We start from the raw sequence: 19770 nt of genomic DNA on the forward strand, positions 1-19770 counted from the left end.
GATCAAGGGTTGCGCTTGCTTTGGTTTAACCTGAGCGACTTAGTTTTTGCTGCGCTTTTTTCTGGCTTGAGATTTTAGGTTCGACAGCAACTCCTTGATTGTTTTTTGAGTTACCCCTTGACAATCAAGACAGTCGCTACGTTCATCTAGTAGGGTTGATTCATGAATCAACCCTACCTTGAATCAACCCTACCTTGAATCAACCCTACCTTGAATCAACCCTACTGAATCAACCCTACCTTGAATCAACCCTACCCCAACCCCCCCCGATGTTGGGGGGTTGGGGGCAAGGGGAGGAGGTTCGGCTAATCTAAAAATAAAGGGATATCTTGAAATTGTAGTTTCCTCATTTCAGATTTTGTCCCTTGCTCGCCTGTGGTAAAAGCGGAAGACCGGCTGGATTCCCTAAACAAATAAAAGCGGCCCAATACTTAGGAGCTTCATAAGGGCGTTCTAAATCAGATTTTTGACTTAATTCACGCAAATGGGCAGCAGTTCCTATACTGTGTTTTTCTGCCGATTTGATGGCATCTTCCGTTAGCCATTGGGAACGCATTTTGGCGATGGTGAGACGCTGGAGGCTAGATTTGGCTTTTCTCAAAGCTTCTGCTTTGCTAAGTTTTGCTTTCAGGAGATAATAATAGAAATACTGCATTAAGATAGTGGTAGCCACATCCTCCACTTTCCAAAGGCTGATAATAACGGTTTTTGCTCCTGCTTGGATGAAGGAACGACGCAAACCGATGAGGGTTTCTCCTGTGTAGAGGTCTCCTAAGGCGGTTTCACAGGCGGATGTTACTACTAACTCTGTCCCTGCTAAGTTGATAGATTGCACGTCTAGGGAAGTTAATAAGCCATCTTCGGCTTCTTCGGGTAGTTTACCGCCGTTTAACATCGTATTCACCCCCGCAAAGGCTAAACCTGAACGCAACAGGGGATTTTGTCTGGTGCCGACTTGGAATCTTTCTGAGGCGGAAAGACTCGATAACATGAAGTTTTGGTTAATTGTGTCCAGTTCGGGGGTTATATCGCCGAGAAAGTAGCCATGAGTAGCAATATGGAGAATATAAGGGGCTTTTTGGGCTTTGGAGACAAGAGGTTTTAAAGCTTTGGCGGCGGTAACGGGTTTGACTCTGAGTATTTTAGCGATTTTTTCGCCTTCGATTTCGGTGCCGGGGAGGGAGTTGAATATTTGTCCTTGTCTAGAGGTGGCTAAATTGCGTAAGGATGGTTTAAAGGGGAATTTTTCCTCATTTTCGGCAGTTGATGGCGTGTTTTCGGGACTAGCTAAGTTATAGTCAGGGTTAGCGATAACGAGAGGATAGGTGACTTTTGCGGGAATTTTGGCTTTAAAGCGCAGGATATCTCGTCCTACATTTAAGAAGTTGCAGCGATATTCATCCATTAAGTAGCTGCCTTTATCGGTGGGTAAAATTTCAAAGGGTAAGCAGTTTAATTCGCCATCGGGACAGATAATTAATTCTTGGGTGAGATAAGGCTTGATTTTGTCAAATATAAGCTTGCTTAGTTCAATTTTTGGCGATATATCCTCTTTTTTCTTAAATACGGCCACACTTAATCCTCGTGGGTTTTCTACCGATTCCCGAAACTCTTTCACTAATTTGTCTATGGGTTCAGCTTCTCCTAAATCTATCAAAGTTAGCTGTTCTGGGGCTTGGGCAGGTAGGATAAAGGCAAGATAGCGAGGGGGAAAGGATGCAGCGTCACCGTTGGCGGGAATTGCCTGAAAATTGTAGTTATTAAACCTAATAAATTCAATTAGGGTAGTTCCTTGAGGTAATTCTAAGGCGATGGTACGAAAATCAGCGTTTTGCAGTTCTTTTTCGAGGTTAAGTTCGGGGATATTTAATTCTCGTTCGAGGTTTTCCGCTTGTTGTTCGAGGGATTTAATTTCTTGTTGGTAGTAGGGAAGTTGTTCGGGGGTGGGTATATCAAAACAGCGTTTGGCGAGTTGTTGTCTGATTTGTTGCCATTGTTGGAGTTTGGGGGCAAGATGGGCGTATTGTTGGGATAAAAGGGCGATTTTTTGCAGGATGGCGGTTTCGGTTGCGATCGCTTTCCGTCTTAAGATGAGGTTATAGGCAGATTGTACCGCTTCGGGGCTATTAGGAAAGTGTTGGAAAACTAGGGAGAGAAATGTTTCTACTTTATAGTAGTTTTGTTCAAGATAGTTGAGGCGTTGCTTATCGGTGCTGATGCTAAAAATTTTCGAGATAGTTTTTAAGTCAATTTCCGCTGCTTCTTGCATTAATTTTAGTGCTTCTTCTGGGTGGTTGGTTGCTGTATATAAAAGGGCTAAATTATATAAAAAATATGCAAAGTGGGGATGTTTACTCCCAAGACTTTGATGGCGAATTTTTAAGGCTTGTTGTAACAGAGGTATAGCTTCCCCATACTCCCCCATTGACTTGTATAAAAGGGCTAAATCATTTAAACAAGCAGCATAGTGAGGATGGTCAGTTCCAATAGTTTTCCGTTCAATCTCTAGAGCTTTTTGATAGAAGAATAAAGCATCTTTATACTGTTTAATTGACTGATATAAATTAGCTAAAATATGCAGGCAAACTGCATATTCATGATGGTTATTTCCAATACTTTTATGTTGAATCTCTAGGACTTGTTGCAACAGAGGTAAAGCATCTTCATACTGTCCCATTGACTGATATAATATGGCTAAGTTATTCAGAGCATGAGCATAGTCGGGGTGGTCAGTACCTAAACTTTTGCCAAGAATTTCGAGAGCTTGTTGATGAAGAGGTAAAGCTTGCTCATACTGTCCCATTGACTTATATAATGCGGCTAAGTTATTCAGAGAACCAGCATATTCAGGGTGGTCAGTACCTAAACTTTTACCACGAATTGCGAGAGCTTGTTGATAGAGAGGTAAAGCTTGCTCATACTGTCCCATTGACCCATATAATACGGCTAAATTATTCAGAGAACTAGCATAGTTAGGGTGGTCAGTACCTAAACTTTTACTACGAATTTCGAGAGCTTGTAGAGAGAGAGGTAAAGCTTGCTCATACTGTCCCATTGACTTATGTAATACGGATAAGTTATTCAGACAATTAGCATAGTCAGGGTGGTCAGTACCTAAACTTTTACCAATAATTTTGAGAGCTTGTTGATGGAGAGGTAAAGCTTGCTCATACTGTCCCATTGACTTATATAATCCGGCTAAGTTATTCAGAGAACCAGCATAGTCATGGTGTTCAGTACCTAGAATTTTACCACTAATTTCCAGAGCTTGTTGATGAAGAGGTAAAGCTTGCTCATACTGTCCCATTGACTCATATAATAGGGCTAAGTTATTCAGACAATTAGCATATTCAGGGTGGTCAGTACCTAAACTTTTACCAACAATTTCGAGAACTTGTTGAGAGAGAGGTAAAGCTTGCTCATACCGTCCCATTGACTTATATAATATGGCTAAAAGATTCAAAGAATAAGCATAAATAGGCTCATTAGTTAGTGAGTAACTTTTGGCTAAATCACAGGTTTGTTGAGCGAAGATAATCCCTTGCTCATATTGCCCCTGCTGATATAGCATTCCTAGGGTTTGGTTATACTGTTGTATCTGGTTAATTATGGATTGATTGATGTTACTATCTTCCTTTGATAAACTAAGTTTTTGTTGCTGATTATTGTTGCTGATTGATCAGAGTGATTAATGGGTTTTTCTACCACATTAAACCGCTTATAAAACACCTCACTATTACCCTGATTAACCTGAATAAATATCTCCTACAATAAGTTGTTAAAAACCTCCGTATTGTTCCAACGATAGATACTGAAATCTCGACGATCAACAGTTAATATTCTTCCATGTCCTAGATGCTCTGCTAATACAATCAAAGAAGCGTCTGCCATATCCATCGGTAAGTTAGCGTAACGATCCATTAATTCAATCATTCGTTCAATATGATGATTTTGTAAATGAAATATTTCAAAGTTATCGTTAACCAATCCCTGCAAAAAGTTGATTTGCGCCTGATTACCTATTCTGGCTAAGAGTAAATAACAGGTTTCGGTGATAACAGGATAGGTGGTAATTAAGGCTTCATTTTGACTATAAATAGTTTGAATGGCTAACGAGTGATCTTTGTCTTTTCGATTGCCAAGAGCGAGAAAGAATCCTGTATCAGCAATGATCATTTTTTTCGGATAGGAGTGAATGCAAAATGTTTTCTGAGTTTTCGGCAAAGTCAGCCTCTGCTTCAAAGCTACCGATAAAGGAACTTTGTTTTAATTTAGCTAGGGGATCGTGTGTTTTTTCTTGGAGTTGTTGATAGCGTAGTTCAATGGCTTGTTGAATGGTTTCTAAAGTATTTTCTTGGGTGGTTTGTTGAATATAGGCTAGTTTTTGAGCGTGTTCATCGTCTAGTTGAATGGAAATTTGCATTTTTTTTCCTATTTTATGGGCAATTACTGTTGACAATGGGCAAGGGCGATCGCTGACAGGATGCGGTCTAGTTATAATATCGGGTTAATGATTGCTTAATTTATGTTACCATTCTCCTTGAATAAACCAAGGTTATTACGACATTTTATTAAGAACTTGTAATATTTTTTGAGCTTGTGTTTTATCTCCCTGTTGCTGAAATAAAGTTACTGATCTTTGTAAGTCAGGGATTCCTTATTTGATAATCTCCTGACATTACATAGACAAGCCCCCACAGGTTATAAGCATCCGCTACTTATTACTACCATTGATTCACTCCGATCTTTTTTTCTTTGAGAGTACCCAATAGGCTTGGAGTAAGAGCTATCGTGTAGTGTGTATTCTCAGGAATAGTGATCACCTTGTCAATTTTGCTGTAGGATGCGTTAGCACCAAACAGATGTCTATCTCCATACCATTTTTTACCCGTAGCCAACTTTATTATATATTGCCCCGGTGGAATGGGTGTTTCGTAGGAATGCCCCTTTAATATCAAGAACCAACAGATCCGTTTACGGCTAATTTTATCCTCTAACTTTATCACCATATTTTCCGCACCAGATGGCGGTATAATTTTGAGGATACTACTCGCAGATTTCCGATCAAAGTTGTACACTCCCTGACCATTCTCAGGAAAGAATACTCTTGATCTTGAAACCCTTGCAGGTTTTTTATTGGGTGGAACTTTTGCGGGTTTGCTATTGGGTGGAACTGGAACTTTTGCGGGGTTGCTATTGGGTGGCTGTTGTTGCGGGAATTGATTATTGTAGGCAATTTCTCGGTTACTAATCGCTTGACTGAAATTAGGATTAAGGCGGATAGCTCGGTCATAATCTGCGATCGCTTTTTGATAATCTCCTAACTTATCGTAGAGAGTTGCTCGGTTATAGTAAGCTTCTGCTGAGTTGGGATTAAAGCGAATATATTGGTTATAATCAGCAAGGGCTTTCTCATATTGCTGTAAACGACTATAGGCGATGCCCCTGTTGCCATAAGCTTGAGCATAGTTAGGATTAAGTCTAATTGCTTCATTAAAATTATTAATGGCAGCCTCTAAATCACCTTGTTGTAGTTGTTTTACTCCCTGATCCAAAAAGTCCTGAGCCGTTGAGGGGGAATTGACTTGAGCGATGGCATTTACAGGCAAATATTGAATGGGTAGAGGGAGAGAAACAAAGCCCAAACCGAGAGATAGGGTCACTAAAATAGAGGAAAGAGGTAGAGACATGATTGATGGCCTTTTGATCAAGTATTGTAGGTTTACATTGAGTTTATTGCTGTAATTTTTTGATAGTTTCTAATATTTTTTGATCCTCTCCTTTAATAAACTAAGTTTTTGTTGTTGATTATTGTTGCCGATTGCTCAGAGTAATTAATTGTTTGTTCCACCACCTTAAACCGCTTATAAAACACTTCACTATTACCCTGTTGACCCAATTTAATAAATATCTCCTCAAGACGCTCTTGACTTAAAATAATATCTGTAGGGTCAGATTCCCCATTAACCCAAGATAAATCAATGGGTTGCTCTGTGACAATTGCCAGAAAATATTCATCTCCTACTGCATCATATTGGAAAAATCGAGCTAGTCCTTCAGACGGGGGTAAACGAAGTCCTTCTGACAGCTTAGTATAAGGAACATAGGCAAATGCTCTTGAAGGACTAAAGAGATAAAAATTTCCTTCTACCGTCTCATTAATTAATAATAAATATTGACCATTGTCAGGTAAATTAACCCATAAATAATGGGGCTTGTTAAGATAAATATAATTACCCTTATCTGGCTCTGGCTTAATTACAGTACCATTCATAACTAGACCCCTTTTTGAACTCCCGTTTGAGGCTCCTCCATTAGGGGATTTTTCTACCTCAAAATTTTCATTAATATCCAGCATCGTTAACTTATTACAAGCAGGTGCAGCAACTTCTTTTGCTAATTCCCAACCCATCCGAGGAAATTTTTTCTCCCATAACCATTGATAAGTCACTTGATGAGGTTCAATTGAATTCTGAGGTTTTCCTTTCTTCTCATATTTAGTAGTAATTAAATTGACACTTAATTCTAATCCATCGTCTATCATCGCTTGTTTAAACACATCTACCATTATTCTCCTAATTCTTTTCGCATATTCATTAATAGTTGCTTCCGTATAATGAAGATTATGCTTATCTTTCATTATTTCGACAATTTCACTTCTTTTTTTATCTTGATTTTTGGGATGATATAGAAGTTGAAATAAACAACTATGATCTTGATTTTTTATCAAACCAGTATTTTGCAATATCTGGTTTAGAAATGCTTTTTGCAATAGGTCTTTATCTTTAGTTCCTATCGTGTCAGGAATGCCAACCATTTTTAGTTCAAAAATAATCAAAAATTAATAGAGATATTTAAAGATTACATCATTTCCTCGGATTTGTCAATATTTTTATGAGAAAGAGAAAGCAATGTTATTAATGGTTATTAAAAGTTATGTACGGTTATTTAGAGCTATTTAAAGTTATTTAGAGTTGTTGGCTGATACCAATTTGTTATTCAGTATCTATTGAATGTTATTTGCTCTGAATGTTTGACTTGAATCATCAACTTAATTAATTCACAGGAGTTGACAGCTAATGCCAGTTTACAACGGTACAATTTACAATGACTTCTTGTTCGGCAGTTTCGGTAATGACACCATGTACGGGAATGAAGGGAATGATAGCATTTACGGCCAAGGGGGCAACGACTACATCGACGGTGGAATAGGCAACGACTACATTGATGGTGGAGATGGTGCAGATATCATCTTCGGCCGCGCTGGAAATGACAATGTCTTCGGCGGAAACGGTAGTGACTTGCTCATTGGCGAAGCGGGTGCTGACACTTTATCAGGCGGAAACGACACTGATTATCTCTTTGGCGGAGCCGACAAGGATGTTCTATTAGGAGGCGCTGGGAATGACTTTGTCTATGGCGGCTATGGCAATGATATCCTCACTGGCGGCACTGGTGCCGATGTCTTTTATTTCGGTTCTCTTCTAGAAGGAGTTGACGTAATCAAGGATTTTCAGCGGGCGAATCTTTTGGTTCGCCTGTTCCAGACGACTGGGGAATTTTTGCTCACTGGTCAAACTAAAAGCATGAACCTTGTTCTCAAGGAACAAAAGATAACGAACAACAAAAAAAGAATTAATTTTTGAGGAGCAACAAAAATGTTCAATCCCTGCAACCCCAAATATCCCTTATTTACTTTTGCTATTGCTTTATTCGTTGGCGGTATTACTAATCCAAGCAGTGCAGCAGAGTTTAAATTTCCTGATCAGGTTGATATTTACGTTAAATCCTTAGGAGGTGGTGCTGGTGCCAATTCTGAGTTTGGTCTTGGGACTACTTCAGAAAACTTTGTTCCAGTTCTTTCAGGATTGCCGAATAATCCATCAACAAACAGTGAGGTTTTTTTGGGGTCTTTTAATCCAGATCAACCAATTCCACTGGCAGTTCTAACTAACTGGAATGGTCAAAGTTTTTTCGCTACAATTGGAAGCACAGATATGGCTTCACAAATAGTTTTTTCAGATCTAGATAATAGCCTTGGTTTCGGAGGAAATACATTTGAGTTACTAGATGCTAATATCTTCTTAGCTCATCTTGATGACGCTGCATCTTTCACTGTAGATGATGATGACGATGATGTTCTTGTTCAGATTCGTGTTGCATCTAAAAGAACGACTCCAGAATCCAGCAGCGTTCTTGCTTATATTACCCTTGGGGGTTTAATGCTAGGGAGTGCTATCCGCAAAGCCAGAAATTGACATACTCCCACCGTCAAGCTACGCTGTGACGGGGGATTCTTGACCTATCACTATCGGAAATTCCTTGTTCAACGAGACAGCTTAGATTCTCAATGTCTCCACTGAAAACCCAGAGGCCGGACTCTCTATTATGCGTTTGGGTCGGTTTCTGTTTGCCCAACAGTACCGTTGAGATAATTTCCCAAATATTGCAACCCTTTTTTAAGAATGTTGATTGCTGCATTATGATCCCTATCTAAGATTGTTTTACAATTAGGGCATTGATGAGTTCTATTGCTTAATGATTTCTGAACTCTCGTCCCACAAACTGAACAATCTTGAGTCGTGAAATGGGGAGTAACAGCAATACAAACAATCCGATAAATCTTGGCAAAATAATTCAACCATTCAGTGAATTGATACCAAGAAGCATCAGAAATCGACTTGGCAAGCTGACGATTTTTGACTAAGTTTCTTACCTTTAAAGCTTCATAGACTACCAGATCATTAGACTGGACTAACGCCAAAGCGTCTTTAATTGCTTTGTCTTTACGTTGTCTTGATACTTTAAGGTGAAGCCTAGCTACTTTTATCCGTTGCTTGTGATAGTTTTTAGACTGTTTCTTTCCTTGACGAAATCGTTTTGATAATCTCCTTTGTGCTTTTTTCAGTCGTTTTTCTGACTTGCTTAAATAACGTGGATTCTCTACAGTATTGCCTTGAGCGTCGGTATAAAACTCTTTTAACCCTAAGTCAATTCCTGTTATTTGTCCCGTTGGTTTATGGTATTCTTGCCGTTCTCCGTCAATTAAAAACTGGCAATAATAACCGTCAGCACGTCTAACAACTCTTACCCGTTTAATCTGTTGCTCTGAATAATAAACTAAGGTCTTTTGACTACACCATAAATCAAATTCTCCTGCTTTAAAGCCATCGGTAAATCTGATTTTACGTCGCTCATCAGATAGTTGGTAGCCTGTTAGTTTGTATTCAACCGAACGGCTATGCTTTTTGAACCGAGGAAACCCCTTTTTCCCTGGTATCTTAGCATGACAATTCTGGTAAAATCGATTAATTGATTGCCAGGCTCTATCAGCAGCCGATTGACGAGCTTGAGAGTTTAATTTGTTAACCCAAGGTGTCTCTTTATTGTTAGCTAGTACCGCACAAAGTTTTTGGAGATCATTGCGGGTTGTCCCTTGATTGTCCATCCAATAACGAACACAAGAGTTACGCACAAACTGAGAAGTTCTAATAGCTTCATCAAGTTTTTGGTATTGTTCTGGTGTCCCGTTTTTTAACTTGGCTTCTACGACTAGCATTGATTAATCTTCGACCCTGGATAAATTAAGTATAACACAGTTTACCTACAAATGGTAGAATTAAAATCGTGCTTTGCGGTTGATATTCTGGTCGGATTTCATCCCCCGCAAAGGTGAGTATCTTGTCGAAAAATCTAGCGGGGGCATTCATCCGACATTTTAGGTAAAACCCAACATCCTCTACTAAGTGAGACTAAGAAATTATGTCTCACTTAGTAGCTTTTTCCTGGTTGCAAGGCTCTGTCCCGACCCACGCAGGAGTCCTAGTTCCTAAGACCCATACTTTTTCTGGCAACAAGACCCGCCGAAGCTCGTTTATCGCGCAAGGAATAGTGGTCAAGATATATTTGTTAAGTAGTCTGACATAAATTCTGTTGTCTATCTTAAGAAATGTAAATTGCCGCAATTCTTACTGACGACCGACTTGAAAGAGGCAGGGGGCAGGAGGGAAAAGTACCACTTTCAGGCTTGGCGGTGCCAACTTTGGCATCGGGACTGACGACCGACGACCGACTCCTTACCCCACAGTTAACTTTACTTTTGTCCAACTACTTAGAGCATCGGTTTTTAGATTTATTCAGCCAACCCTACTTATGAGATGCACCCGAAAAAATAAATCTGATTTGTGCATAAAAACTAAAGACTATAACATTAGAAAACTAAACCTGTTATAATCGGGGCAAAAATAAATGCTTGTAATCCTAATTAGAACATGGTCAATAGTATTTTAATGATTCCTGTTCATTTGGATGCTCTTTATCTGAAAAGAGAGCGCCTAGTTATAGAGGCGATGGCAGATTTGAGCATAATTCCTTATTTTAATAGAAAAAGAGACGTAAATCCGAATATTGCTCATATCAGCGAGGAGATTGTTTCCCAACCCTTTCAAAATCAAAATCTCTACCTGAAAGCAGGAATCCATTTACATTGGGCGTTACCCGATGCTTTAACAAAAGGTATTCAAGATAGCGATAAAAAGACAGTTTTCCCATCAGTTCCTAATCGCTGGTTAGTAACACGCACTCTTAACGGCAAAAAACGTCAATGGGTGGTGGAGAGTGATTATCTTTATCGGGAAGGAGAAGGGGAGCAGTTAGGTAGTATTGCTTATCCCATTGAGATAAAGAATGGTAATGGTAATCATCAACCATTTCGCTATTTAGGTCGCAAACTGCCTATAGAAGCTTGGTTAGAAAATGATCCCAAGGCTGAATACTTACCCTTATTAACGGCGGTAGGTTATGGTGAACCGACTTTTGCGGCTTTTTATCCCAATTGTCACAGCGTTTTTGGATTTTATGATGATTATTCTCCTGAAAATACTGATGGGTTACAGTATGATGTGATTGCGTGGTATAGTCACTTAGAAAAGGATTATTTCAATCAGTTTATTCAGTTAAAATTAAAATTAAAAGATAAATTGAGTACACAGGAATTAATCAAAGCGATACAAGAGGAATTCAAGTGGGACATTCCCGTTAAAAGCAATGAACAAATACCTCAAAGAATACTTTGCTATGCCCGCTTAAAGTTTGCTTCTCCAACCAATACAGAGAAAGAAATTTCGGTAGAAGTGGCTGTAGGAAATACGGGAACGGAGGCATTATCTGCTTATTTAGGTCAAAAAATTGACAACAATTCTCAATCTATTATTGAAGATCAATTAGAAGCTTTAACCCTATCTTCTAGTCTAGAACATCGGCAGTTGGATCTAACAGCTAAGTTTGAGGAAGCACGCCATGAAAAAGGGTTTAATGCGGTCTCATCTGGCACAATATGGACAATTACTTTAGGAAGCACAAACGCTACAACAGCAAATGCTGAAGATGCTCAAGCTCAGAGCGAAGTTACTTTACCCGATAATATAGCTCCTAAACTGAATCAGCTTAATCTATCTCAACAGAAATATGACTGTACTTTCGATGAAATTGAGTCAATGCGTCGGCAACTCTTTTCTGATTGGTATAAGTATATGTTAAGTGTTTATCCCCCCCAAGGTAGCACCGCTCAGTATCCTGATATTGATGAAGTTAAATATTATATTGAGGAGAAGGGAATTGAACCTTTAAAGGCAAAACTGAATAATCTAGAGAATTATGAAAAGTTATTGAATGAATCTTTAACTCAATTACAACAGGCGATCACTCAAGCAAATATTACCCAGTGTAAATTAAAAGTTAGTGATATTTTAGACTGGGAAAAATTGATTAATCAGTTAGAACAGGAAACAACAGAGCCGATTAAAATAATTAAGCAGTTAATCCCAGATTTGGCCAGTAAAATTGCAGGGAAAAATCAAGGAGAAATTATAGATGCCTTAAATTTAATTTTGACTAAAAGGGACTTTTACCAAGAAGATGTATTCAAGGCAATTGCCCAAGTATTATTAGAGAAAAAACCCAATTTAATTGATTGTAACGAAGAAGAATTAGTCCGTTGCAATCGTCTGCTTTTAGAAGTTTCTTTCCCTCAGCTAATTTTAAAAGCTCCACCACCTTACACCCTGAAACCTATTGCCAGTTCCCGTTATTGGCAACCAACAGAACCGGTTATCTTGATGGTGGGGGAAGGGGTAAAACCCACCATTCGCCATGGACAAGATGGAAGATTGAGGGATGATGGACTGTTAGAATGTGAGATTTTACAACAGGAAGAGGACATTTTTCTCAATGGATTTTCGTCTATTCTCGGTAAGATTGATCAGATAGAAAACAATAAAACAGGGGAACATATTGGCTTTAACACTTGGGAAGAACAACCTTGGCATCCGTTTTTACTAGAGTGGGAGGTAGAAGTTTTTCCCCTCCAAAATGGCTGTAATCATGGCATCTATAATCATCAATATGATGCTGAGTTTATTACGGGTAATTATACCTTGAAAGAAAACGAGCCAGAGCTTTCTTTACAGTACGGAAAGGGGGCTGTTCTTAAAGCTGCTAATGTTTATAGTGGTCGGAGTATTTTAACACCCCATGCCGGAATTAAGCTTAAGGAAAAAATAGAAGTTTATTTAAAGAAACAATTACCTGATGAGGCTAAAGAATATTACGAACTAAACCTGTCTGAACAAGAAGAAGCTTACCAAAAAAGAATCCAAGATTGGTATAAGGACAAACCAAATTCTTTGACCAACTTAGACCAACAAGAAAAGATTCAAGCCATTCAAGCTTGGTATGAGCAAAAACCCTGTTATGATCCTAGTAATCCTAATTTAATTTTCACTAATCTATTCTCGGATCAAAAAGCTAAAGACCCCATTTATACTGCCATTAGAGCTTATCAAAATCTTTTAAGCCTAAATTGTCTATCTCAAGCTTTAGGAGGGTTTAACGAGGCTTTATTGATGCACAAACAGACCTTACAGTTACCTATTGCTGATCCTTTAGGATTTAATGATTATCAGCCTTTTACAAATGAAATAAAAGAAATGGTACAACAAAGTGTCCGTAGTGCGCCAGAACCTTTAAATGATTTTAACCCAATTCGCTCAGGGGTAATGAAGATTTTGCGGTTACGGTTGGTGGATACTTTTGGACAAGTGAAGGATTTAGATATTAGAAATATTATCACTCCTGAACAGATGACGACTCCAGGCAGTCCCTATCTGATATCTTTACCCCCTCGTTTGGTACAACCGGCGCGTATTAATTTCCGTTGGTTATCTGCAATTGAAGGGGAACAGGAAATGAATAGTCATCCAGCTACTACTCCTATTTGTGGCTGGATATTGCCTAATAATTTAGATAATAGTCTCGCTATCTATGATAATCAAGGTAAGGCGTTGGGTTCGATTAATCAATTAGCAAAATGGCAAGCTGCGCCGGGGGAAAATACGGTTATCCCCTTTGATAAAATTGATGATCATTTACAAAAAGTGATTAACTATATTATTAAGCAGGGGGCAGAATTTTTGTCTAATTTTATTTCGGCTTTAGATAGTGGTTTAGAAAACATTGATCCCGAAAATTCAGCGCAAAATCAAGGTTTAGTACTGTTAATGGGACGACCTATTGCCCTAGTCAGAGCTTCTTTAAATTTGGAATTAGAGGGACTTCCAGCTATTAACCAAGATTGGGGGGTATTTTGGCAAGATTTAAGACGTAATTTCCGAGAAACGGATGGCTTTGAAAAGGTCAAGTTTCCAATTCGTTTAGGGGAATATAAACAGTTAAATGATGGTTTATTAGGTTATTGGTTGGAAGGGGATAATGGAAGTCTCAAGGATGTATTTTATGCCCCTCAAAGTGATTTAGAGGGAATTAATCATCCTGCTATTGAATTTCATAATGGTAACAATCCTTGGCATATTGATCTTAATCTAAAAGATTCACCCACTTTATTGACTATGCTCATCGATCCCAGAGGAAAAGTTCACGCAACTACTGGAATTTTACCGACGAAATCAATTGATATTCCCCTGGATCAATATCAACAAGCGTTAGAGAAAATAGAAATTACTTTCTTCTCTGCTCCTATCTTGACAGATTATGGTAAGATTAATTTAGCTTTACCTGATGAAGTCGGTTATCAGTGGTCATGGTTAGAGAAAGAAAAAGAGCAATGGTCAACTGCTGACAAAATAGGTCAAACTAATGTTAATGCTATCTTCTCTGGCAAGCAAGAAATTCGAGAGGGATGGTTAAAGTTAAGCCTAAAAAAAGAGCCACCAAACCCTAATAGTCCTAATCCCTAACTTTATTCAAGATTCACCCGCTAATTTTTTAAATCAAGGAGTATCAATTATGAGTAACACTAATGACTTAGTTCTACATCTAAAACTAGATACCATTATCCCCGATGCAGACAATCAAAGAGTTCGTAGTGCTTTTTTAAGTGAGAATGTTTCAGCTTCTACTGAGAGCCAATATAGTGTTCATGGTAATCCCCAAGTTGTGAGTGATGAACATTTTGGCAGTTGTTTCATTTTTGATGGAAGACAAGACTATATAGAAATTCCTAATTCAGAGGACATTAACTTTGCAACTAATCAAGATTTTACCGTTGCCAGTTGGATAAAAATAGCCAAAGAACAACCATTTAAAACCAATGGTGACAACGATATTATTGAAAAATGGAATGGTAGTGGAGGTTATCCCTATGTCATCAGATATATTCCTGATAACCAAACAATCTGTGCGGCAAGATATGATGGTTCTAATAATCCCTCTATCACCACCACAACTAAACTTAATAGTGAGCAATTATATCACATTGCTTTTGTTAAAGAAGGGAGCAAGTTGCGGCTTTATTTAGATGGACGTGAAGAAAATAGTACGGATGATACAACCCAATCTCAAACACAAAATGATTCACCTCTTTATCTAGCACGTAGAGGAGGAAGCAATGAAGCTTATGCTAACTATTTTGCGGGAACAATTGCTCATCTCCGCATCTATAAAAAGGCATTATCTCCAGAAGAAATTAAACAGGATATAAATGATAATTTAACGGTGATCGCCGCTTTTAATCTTGCCTATCCTCTTGATTTTGACTTATATGAAGGGGACAATAAAGAGTCCATTATCTTTATTGAAAATGATACTAAGGGAGAAGAACTGGTTTTTGAAATTCAAAATGATACAGAACAAGAGATTACTTTACCAGCAAAAAGTGGAGCAGTCACTCAAAATAATTATCATTTTGAATTAAGATTTAGACCTGATACTCTATCGCCTAAATCTTTACAGCAATTGGCTTTAAAACCCCAAAGTAATTGGAGTATGAGTTCTCCTGTTACTCAAGCAGATGGGATAGTTTCTCTCTATTTCTTAACAACTAATACTACTTTATCAGCTAATGAGGTCGTTACTTTAACCCTGCCAAACGTCAGTGCTTCAGCAGCGGGAGGGGCGAGAACAACCAGAGTTGAGTTTTTATGTCCAGAGTTTACTTATCAAGGAGAGACTTTAACTCATTATTATCGAGAAAAAAAACTCAGCGTTATCGATCATCGAGGGAAGAAAAATATTCCGCTTCATGTCAGTTTTGTAGGCTCTAATCGGATTTTGAATGATGGCACAACGACAAATAAGTTAACTTTGCGAATTGTTAATGTATTAAAAGATAAATCTATTCCTTTGATTCCAGATAGTAAGGGGGATAATGCCTCTAAGTTTATTATCTCTTTTGATGTTCAAGAAGCAAATCAAAATAAGGATTGGGCTTTGGGAACCACAAGTCAGGTACAAGGAATAGGGATTCAAGGAAAAGATTTTCGACTGAGGGCAAGACATATAGAGGAGTGGAAAATTGTTAAAGAGACTCAAGGACAGTCGCCAACTTGGACAATAACTAATCAAAATGAAGAAAACGTTGAGTTACGACAGGAACAGGGTATTGAATTAACAATTAACAATATCATTTCTTCTCTTCCTTCCGGTCAGACCAATCTTTATATACGCTATGAAAATATTCCGGGTTATTGGGATGGAACTTTTATTTGCACCATAGAGAAAATGCCCATTTTATATAAGGAAGGTAATGTAGGGATTGGTATCAGCGACCCAGGGAAATTCAAATTAAACGTACAGGGAGGCGATCTCAATGTTAGCGGCACAATTTACCGAGGTGGAAATCCTCTGATTTATGAAAATTATGAGATTTATTTAAGAGGTTCTGCTTTTGACTCTCCCGAAGGAAATAATACGTTTTTAAAAATTGCTAATGTTGCAATTACTATGACTAATAACAGGGGATTAAATACAGTTATTCTTCGTCCTGATGGTAGTTATAAAAAAGGCACTTCTCATGATATTTTTGCCGATAAAAGTTATTGGAATGATTGGGCAAATTGGATTAATGATCAAAACAATGTTGCTAATGGTGATGTTGTTGCAGTAGCTAGTTGGGATGCTATAAGGAATGCTCCTAGAGGTGGAGCTGCAGAAACTTTATTGACCTCCATTAAGGCTTTCAGGGCTTTTGAGGCAGAAAAAGGTGAATTTCCTGAGCGTTCTCCCTATGTTCTCTTATTTGTCAAAGGACGAGCGGGAGCAATGGAAGTCTGTCAACCCCATAAAGGACTTAATGCTCATCTGAAAACAACTTACTATGAACTGTTGAATTATGATAATACTTCAGTCGTTTTAAGGGGAATGATTATAATGTGGGCTGGGGATGTCAATCAAATTCCTGTTGGTTGGGCTTTATGTGATGGCCAGAATGGTACACCCGATTTGCGAGATCGGTTTATAGTAGGTGCAGGATCTAACTATGGAGTTAAGACTACTGGGGGTCAGGCTACTGTAACCCTAACCGAAGCACAAATGCCTCCTCACAGACATACTGGAACAGCAGAAAGTAGTCAGCACCGGCATATCATCCCAACGGATAGTGGTGGTGGTGGAGAAGGTTGGGGGCAGGAGAGAATGATACAAGCAAATGTTTATAACAATGCAAATAATTGGGCTAATGCAAACAGCTACGCCTATACATACGGAGACCCTGTGGCACAATGGACTCCTAATTCAGCACCGACTGGGGGAAAGGGGGAACATACTCATAACTTGGCTATCAATCAAAGTGGTGCTGGACAAGCACATAACAACATCCCACCCTATTATGCGTTAGCCTATATTATGAAGCTATAGCCTTTTATTTTGCTCCAAATTAGCTAAAAAATGATGGAACATAAAAAGCGATCGCACTTCATCCCACTCCCAATTCTCAGAGGAATTTCTTATGATACAGACTTACCCTATTTCTAAAACTATCACCACCCTAGAAGCTCTTGAACAAAAGTTCAAATTATCTCCTACAGATAATGAGCTATTCTTTCAGGAATGGCAACAGGACTTACCTGAACTAACGGATCAAGAAAAAGAAACCCTAGAGCAAATTAAAAGACGGTTTTTACGTCATAGAAAACGAGTTTCTCTCACCGAAGGAGTTATCAATCAATTACTCATTTCTCCTTTACTGACATTAGCGGGTTTATATGATGAACCTTTCTATGTCACCACGGAAGCAAGTGTTGAGCTAGAAATAGAAGAAGAGGAGGAAATCTTACGGGGGAGAATAGATACTTTAATTATTGCTCCACAACTGTGGGTGTTAATCATTGAGTCTAAATCTACCATTGCTTTTCCCGTTGCATTACCGCAAATAATGACTTACATGATGGCAAATCCTAACCCTCAAATACCGGTCTACGGTTTGATAGGTAACGGTGATGAATTTATGTTTATTAAAATGCTGACTCAAGGCGTTCCTCAATATGACTTTTCTAACATTTTTTCCCTGCTTTTACCCCGGAGAAATCAGTTAGAGGATATATTGCAAATTCTCAAACAAATTGCTAAAATTATGATCATAAATATGACGGGGTAAATCGGGAAAACTTGTTAAGCGATCGCCTCCAATTCACCCCCCACCCTAAGAGGATGATTAACCATGACATTATTGAATTACTTTTAAAAGCTCGTCAAAGTGTTTCCGCAGCACAAGTATTACTCGATATTCTTAGTGAAATTACAAGAGGTAATCAATCATGATCCTGCAAACAGAAAAAAAATACTATACCCCCGAAGAATACTTAACTTTAGAGGAAAAAGCAACAGACAAACATGAATACCGAGATGGAGAAATTGTAGTTATGCCGGGAGGGACAACGAATCATAATCAAATTGCAGGGAATTTTTACAAGCGATTTCCTCTCAACATTCAAAAACAAGATTACTATGTTTATATGAATGATGTCCGCTTGTGGATACCTCAATATCGTCTTTATACCTATCCTGATGTGATGGTTATTAAGGGAAAACCTATCTATGAAGGAAAAGGGATAACTAATGTAACAAATCCTTTAATTATTGTCGAAGTTCTTTCTCGCTCAACCAGAGATTATGATCTGCTTCGCAGCGCCGTAGGCGTTCGGACAGATAAATTTGAATTTTATCGTTCTATTCCCGAGTTTCAAGAATATATTTTAATTGATCAATATCGCTTTTATGCAACTCAATATTTTAAGCAGGGGGATGGTAAATGGATTTTTAGTGATTATAAAGGAGAAGAATCTCTGTTAAAATTGGCTTCAGATGAGTTTGAAATTTCCTTGAAAGATTTGTATGCAAGAGTTGATTTTGAATTAGATGAAGGGTAAAATAGGAGACTTTATTTATGATTCAATTATTACCAAAATTAATCACCTTTGATGAGTTTATCGAATGGCTACCGGAAAATCGCCATTATGAATTACATGAAGGAATAATTATCGAGATGCAACCCACAGGACAACATGAGGATATTACTAGCTTTCTTACCCAAGAATTAACCTTAGAATACCTGAGGATGAATTTACCCTATCGCATTCCGCCGAAAGCTTTAGTTAAGTTAAAGGATAAGGAAACGGGTTATAATCCAGATTTGTTACTAATTAATCGTCAAAATCTGATCAATGAGCCATTATGGGAGAAAAAATCAACTCTTATTAATGGGGAATCTATTCCTTTAGTCATTGAAGTTGTTAGTAGTAATTGGCGGGATGATTATGGTTATAAATTAGTTGATTATGAGGCGATGGGTATTAAGGAATATTGGATTGTAGATTATTTAGGCATAGGTGGAGTGCGTTTTATTGGACAGCCAAAACAACCGACTCTTTCTATTTATCAACTGATCGATGGGGAGTATCAAGTACAACAATTTAGGGGAAAGGATTTAATTAATAAATCACTAATCTTTCCTGAGTTAAATTTAACGGCTGAACAAGTTTTTCAAGGGCAAAAGTAAATTTTTAATTTTTATTAAAAATGATGTACTATGCTTCTAAATCAAAGTAACCAAGGATAGTTAACCATGACATTAACGATTGTCAATGATACCCTAAAAACCATTCTCGCTCGACTGAAACGAGAATTAAAAAATCATTACGGTGATCGCCTTAAACAGTTGATCATGTTTGGTTCTCAGGCCAGGGGTGACGCACATCCAGACTCTGATATTGATGTCTTAGTGGTTCTTAAAGGAGAAGTAAATGCCAGTGAAGAAATTGAAAAAACTGGATTCATTATAGCCAGTTTATCTTTAGAAAAAGATTCGGTAATCAGTTGTATATTTATGGATGAATACCGATTCATTCATCGTTCTGGTCCTTTGCTTAGGAATATTCGTAAAGAGGGAATAATTCTATGACAGAAGATCAGATTGAATTACTTTTAAAAGCTCGTCAGCTTCCAAGAAAAATGAAAAGCGATCGCAGACAAATCTTCCCC

The 19770-nt window shown here is 38.1% G+C and carries 13 protein-coding genes and 1 pseudogene; 8 read left to right on the top strand and 6 right to left on the bottom strand.

The features are described from left to right. Positions 1–346: 346 nt before the first annotated feature. From O9332_RS10440 to O9332_RS10460, 5 genes are all read right to left on the bottom strand, one after another. Positions 347–3571 (bottom strand): CHAT domain-containing tetratricopeptide repeat protein, encoded by a 3225-nt coding sequence (locus O9332_RS10440; RefSeq protein ID WP_288025331.1) that lies wholly within the window; start codon positions 3569–3571, stop codon positions 347–349. 194 nt (positions 3572–3765) lie between these two features. Continuing rightward, positions 3766–4176 carry a type II toxin-antitoxin system VapC family toxin gene (locus tag O9332_RS10445; protein WP_012264691.1) on the bottom strand — a complete coding sequence of 137 codons (411 nt, stop codon included), beginning with the start codon at positions 4174–4176 and terminating at the stop codon, positions 3766–3768. Beyond that, positions 4163–4423, bottom strand: a complete 261-nt coding sequence (locus O9332_RS10450) for a hypothetical protein (RefSeq protein WP_002758926.1) — start codon at positions 4421–4423, stop codon at positions 4163–4165. The genes O9332_RS10445 and O9332_RS10450 overlap by 14 nt, the downstream gene beginning before the upstream one ends. Positions 4424–4724: 301 nt before the next feature. Then, positions 4725–5690, bottom strand: a complete 966-nt coding sequence (locus tag O9332_RS10455; protein WP_002758924.1) for a tetratricopeptide repeat protein — start codon at positions 5688–5690, stop codon at positions 4725–4727. A gap of 92 nt (positions 5691–5782) precedes the next feature. After that, the gene (locus O9332_RS10460; protein ID WP_288025335.1) at positions 5783–6838 is read right to left on the bottom strand and encodes a hypothetical protein; all 1056 of its coding nucleotides are present in this window, start codon (positions 6836–6838) and stop codon (positions 5783–5785) included. A 241-nt stretch (positions 6839–7079) separates the two neighbouring features. On the opposite strand from O9332_RS10460, the gene O9332_RS10465 reads away from it, so the two are divergent. Together O9332_RS10465 and O9332_RS10470 are read left to right on the top strand one after the other, a co-directional pair. Continuing rightward, the gene (locus O9332_RS10465; RefSeq protein ID WP_002758921.1) at positions 7080–7646 is read left to right on the top strand and encodes a calcium-binding protein; all 567 of its coding nucleotides are present in this window, start codon (positions 7080–7082) and stop codon (positions 7644–7646) included. Positions 7647–7658: 12 nt separating this feature from the next. Continuing rightward, positions 7659–8258 (top strand): hypothetical protein, encoded by a 600-nt coding sequence (locus O9332_RS10470; RefSeq protein ID WP_002758919.1) that lies wholly within the window; start codon positions 7659–7661, stop codon positions 8256–8258. A 13-nt stretch (positions 8259–8271) separates the two neighbouring features. On the opposite strand, the pseudogene O9332_RS10475 reads toward O9332_RS10470, so the two are convergent. Further along, a pseudogene (locus O9332_RS10475) lies at positions 8272–9559 on the bottom strand (RNA-guided endonuclease InsQ/TnpB family protein). 712 nt (positions 9560–10271) lie between these two features. Here O9332_RS10475 and O9332_RS10480 point away from each other — a divergent pair. From O9332_RS10480 to O9332_RS10505, 6 genes are all read left to right on the top strand, one after another. Next, positions 10272–14252 carry a hypothetical protein gene (locus tag O9332_RS10480; protein WP_288025339.1) on the top strand — a complete coding sequence of 1327 codons (3981 nt, stop codon included), beginning with the start codon at positions 10272–10274 and terminating at the stop codon, positions 14250–14252. A 49-nt stretch (positions 14253–14301) separates the two neighbouring features. Beyond that, a complete protein-coding gene (locus O9332_RS10485) occupies positions 14302–17148 on the top strand; it encodes a LamG-like jellyroll fold domain-containing protein (protein ID WP_002758912.1) in 2847 nt (948 codons plus the stop codon). Positions 17149–17239: 91 nt separating this feature from the next. Further along, complete coding sequence (locus O9332_RS10490) at positions 17240–17887, top strand: hypothetical protein (protein WP_002758911.1); 648 nt, start codon at positions 17240–17242, stop codon at positions 17885–17887. Between the two features lie 160 nt (positions 17888–18047). Then, positions 18048–18659 (top strand): Uma2 family endonuclease, encoded by a 612-nt coding sequence (locus O9332_RS10495; protein WP_002758908.1) that lies wholly within the window; start codon positions 18048–18050, stop codon positions 18657–18659. 17 nt (positions 18660–18676) lie between these two features. Then, on the top strand, positions 18677–19288 hold the full coding sequence (locus tag O9332_RS10500; RefSeq protein ID WP_002758906.1) for a Uma2 family endonuclease: 612 nt from the start codon (positions 18677–18679) through the stop codon (positions 19286–19288). Positions 19289–19354: 66 nt separating this feature from the next. Further along, positions 19355–19690: a nucleotidyltransferase domain-containing protein gene (locus O9332_RS10505; protein WP_002758903.1), complete on the top strand. Its 336-nt coding sequence runs from the start codon at positions 19355–19357 to the stop codon at positions 19688–19690. Positions 19691–19770 lie beyond the last annotated feature (80 nt).

Source organism: Microcystis sp. LE19-10.1B (assembly GCF_027530565.1).
GTDB lineage: Bacteria > Cyanobacteriota > Cyanobacteriia > Cyanobacteriales > Microcystaceae > Microcystis > Microcystis aeruginosa.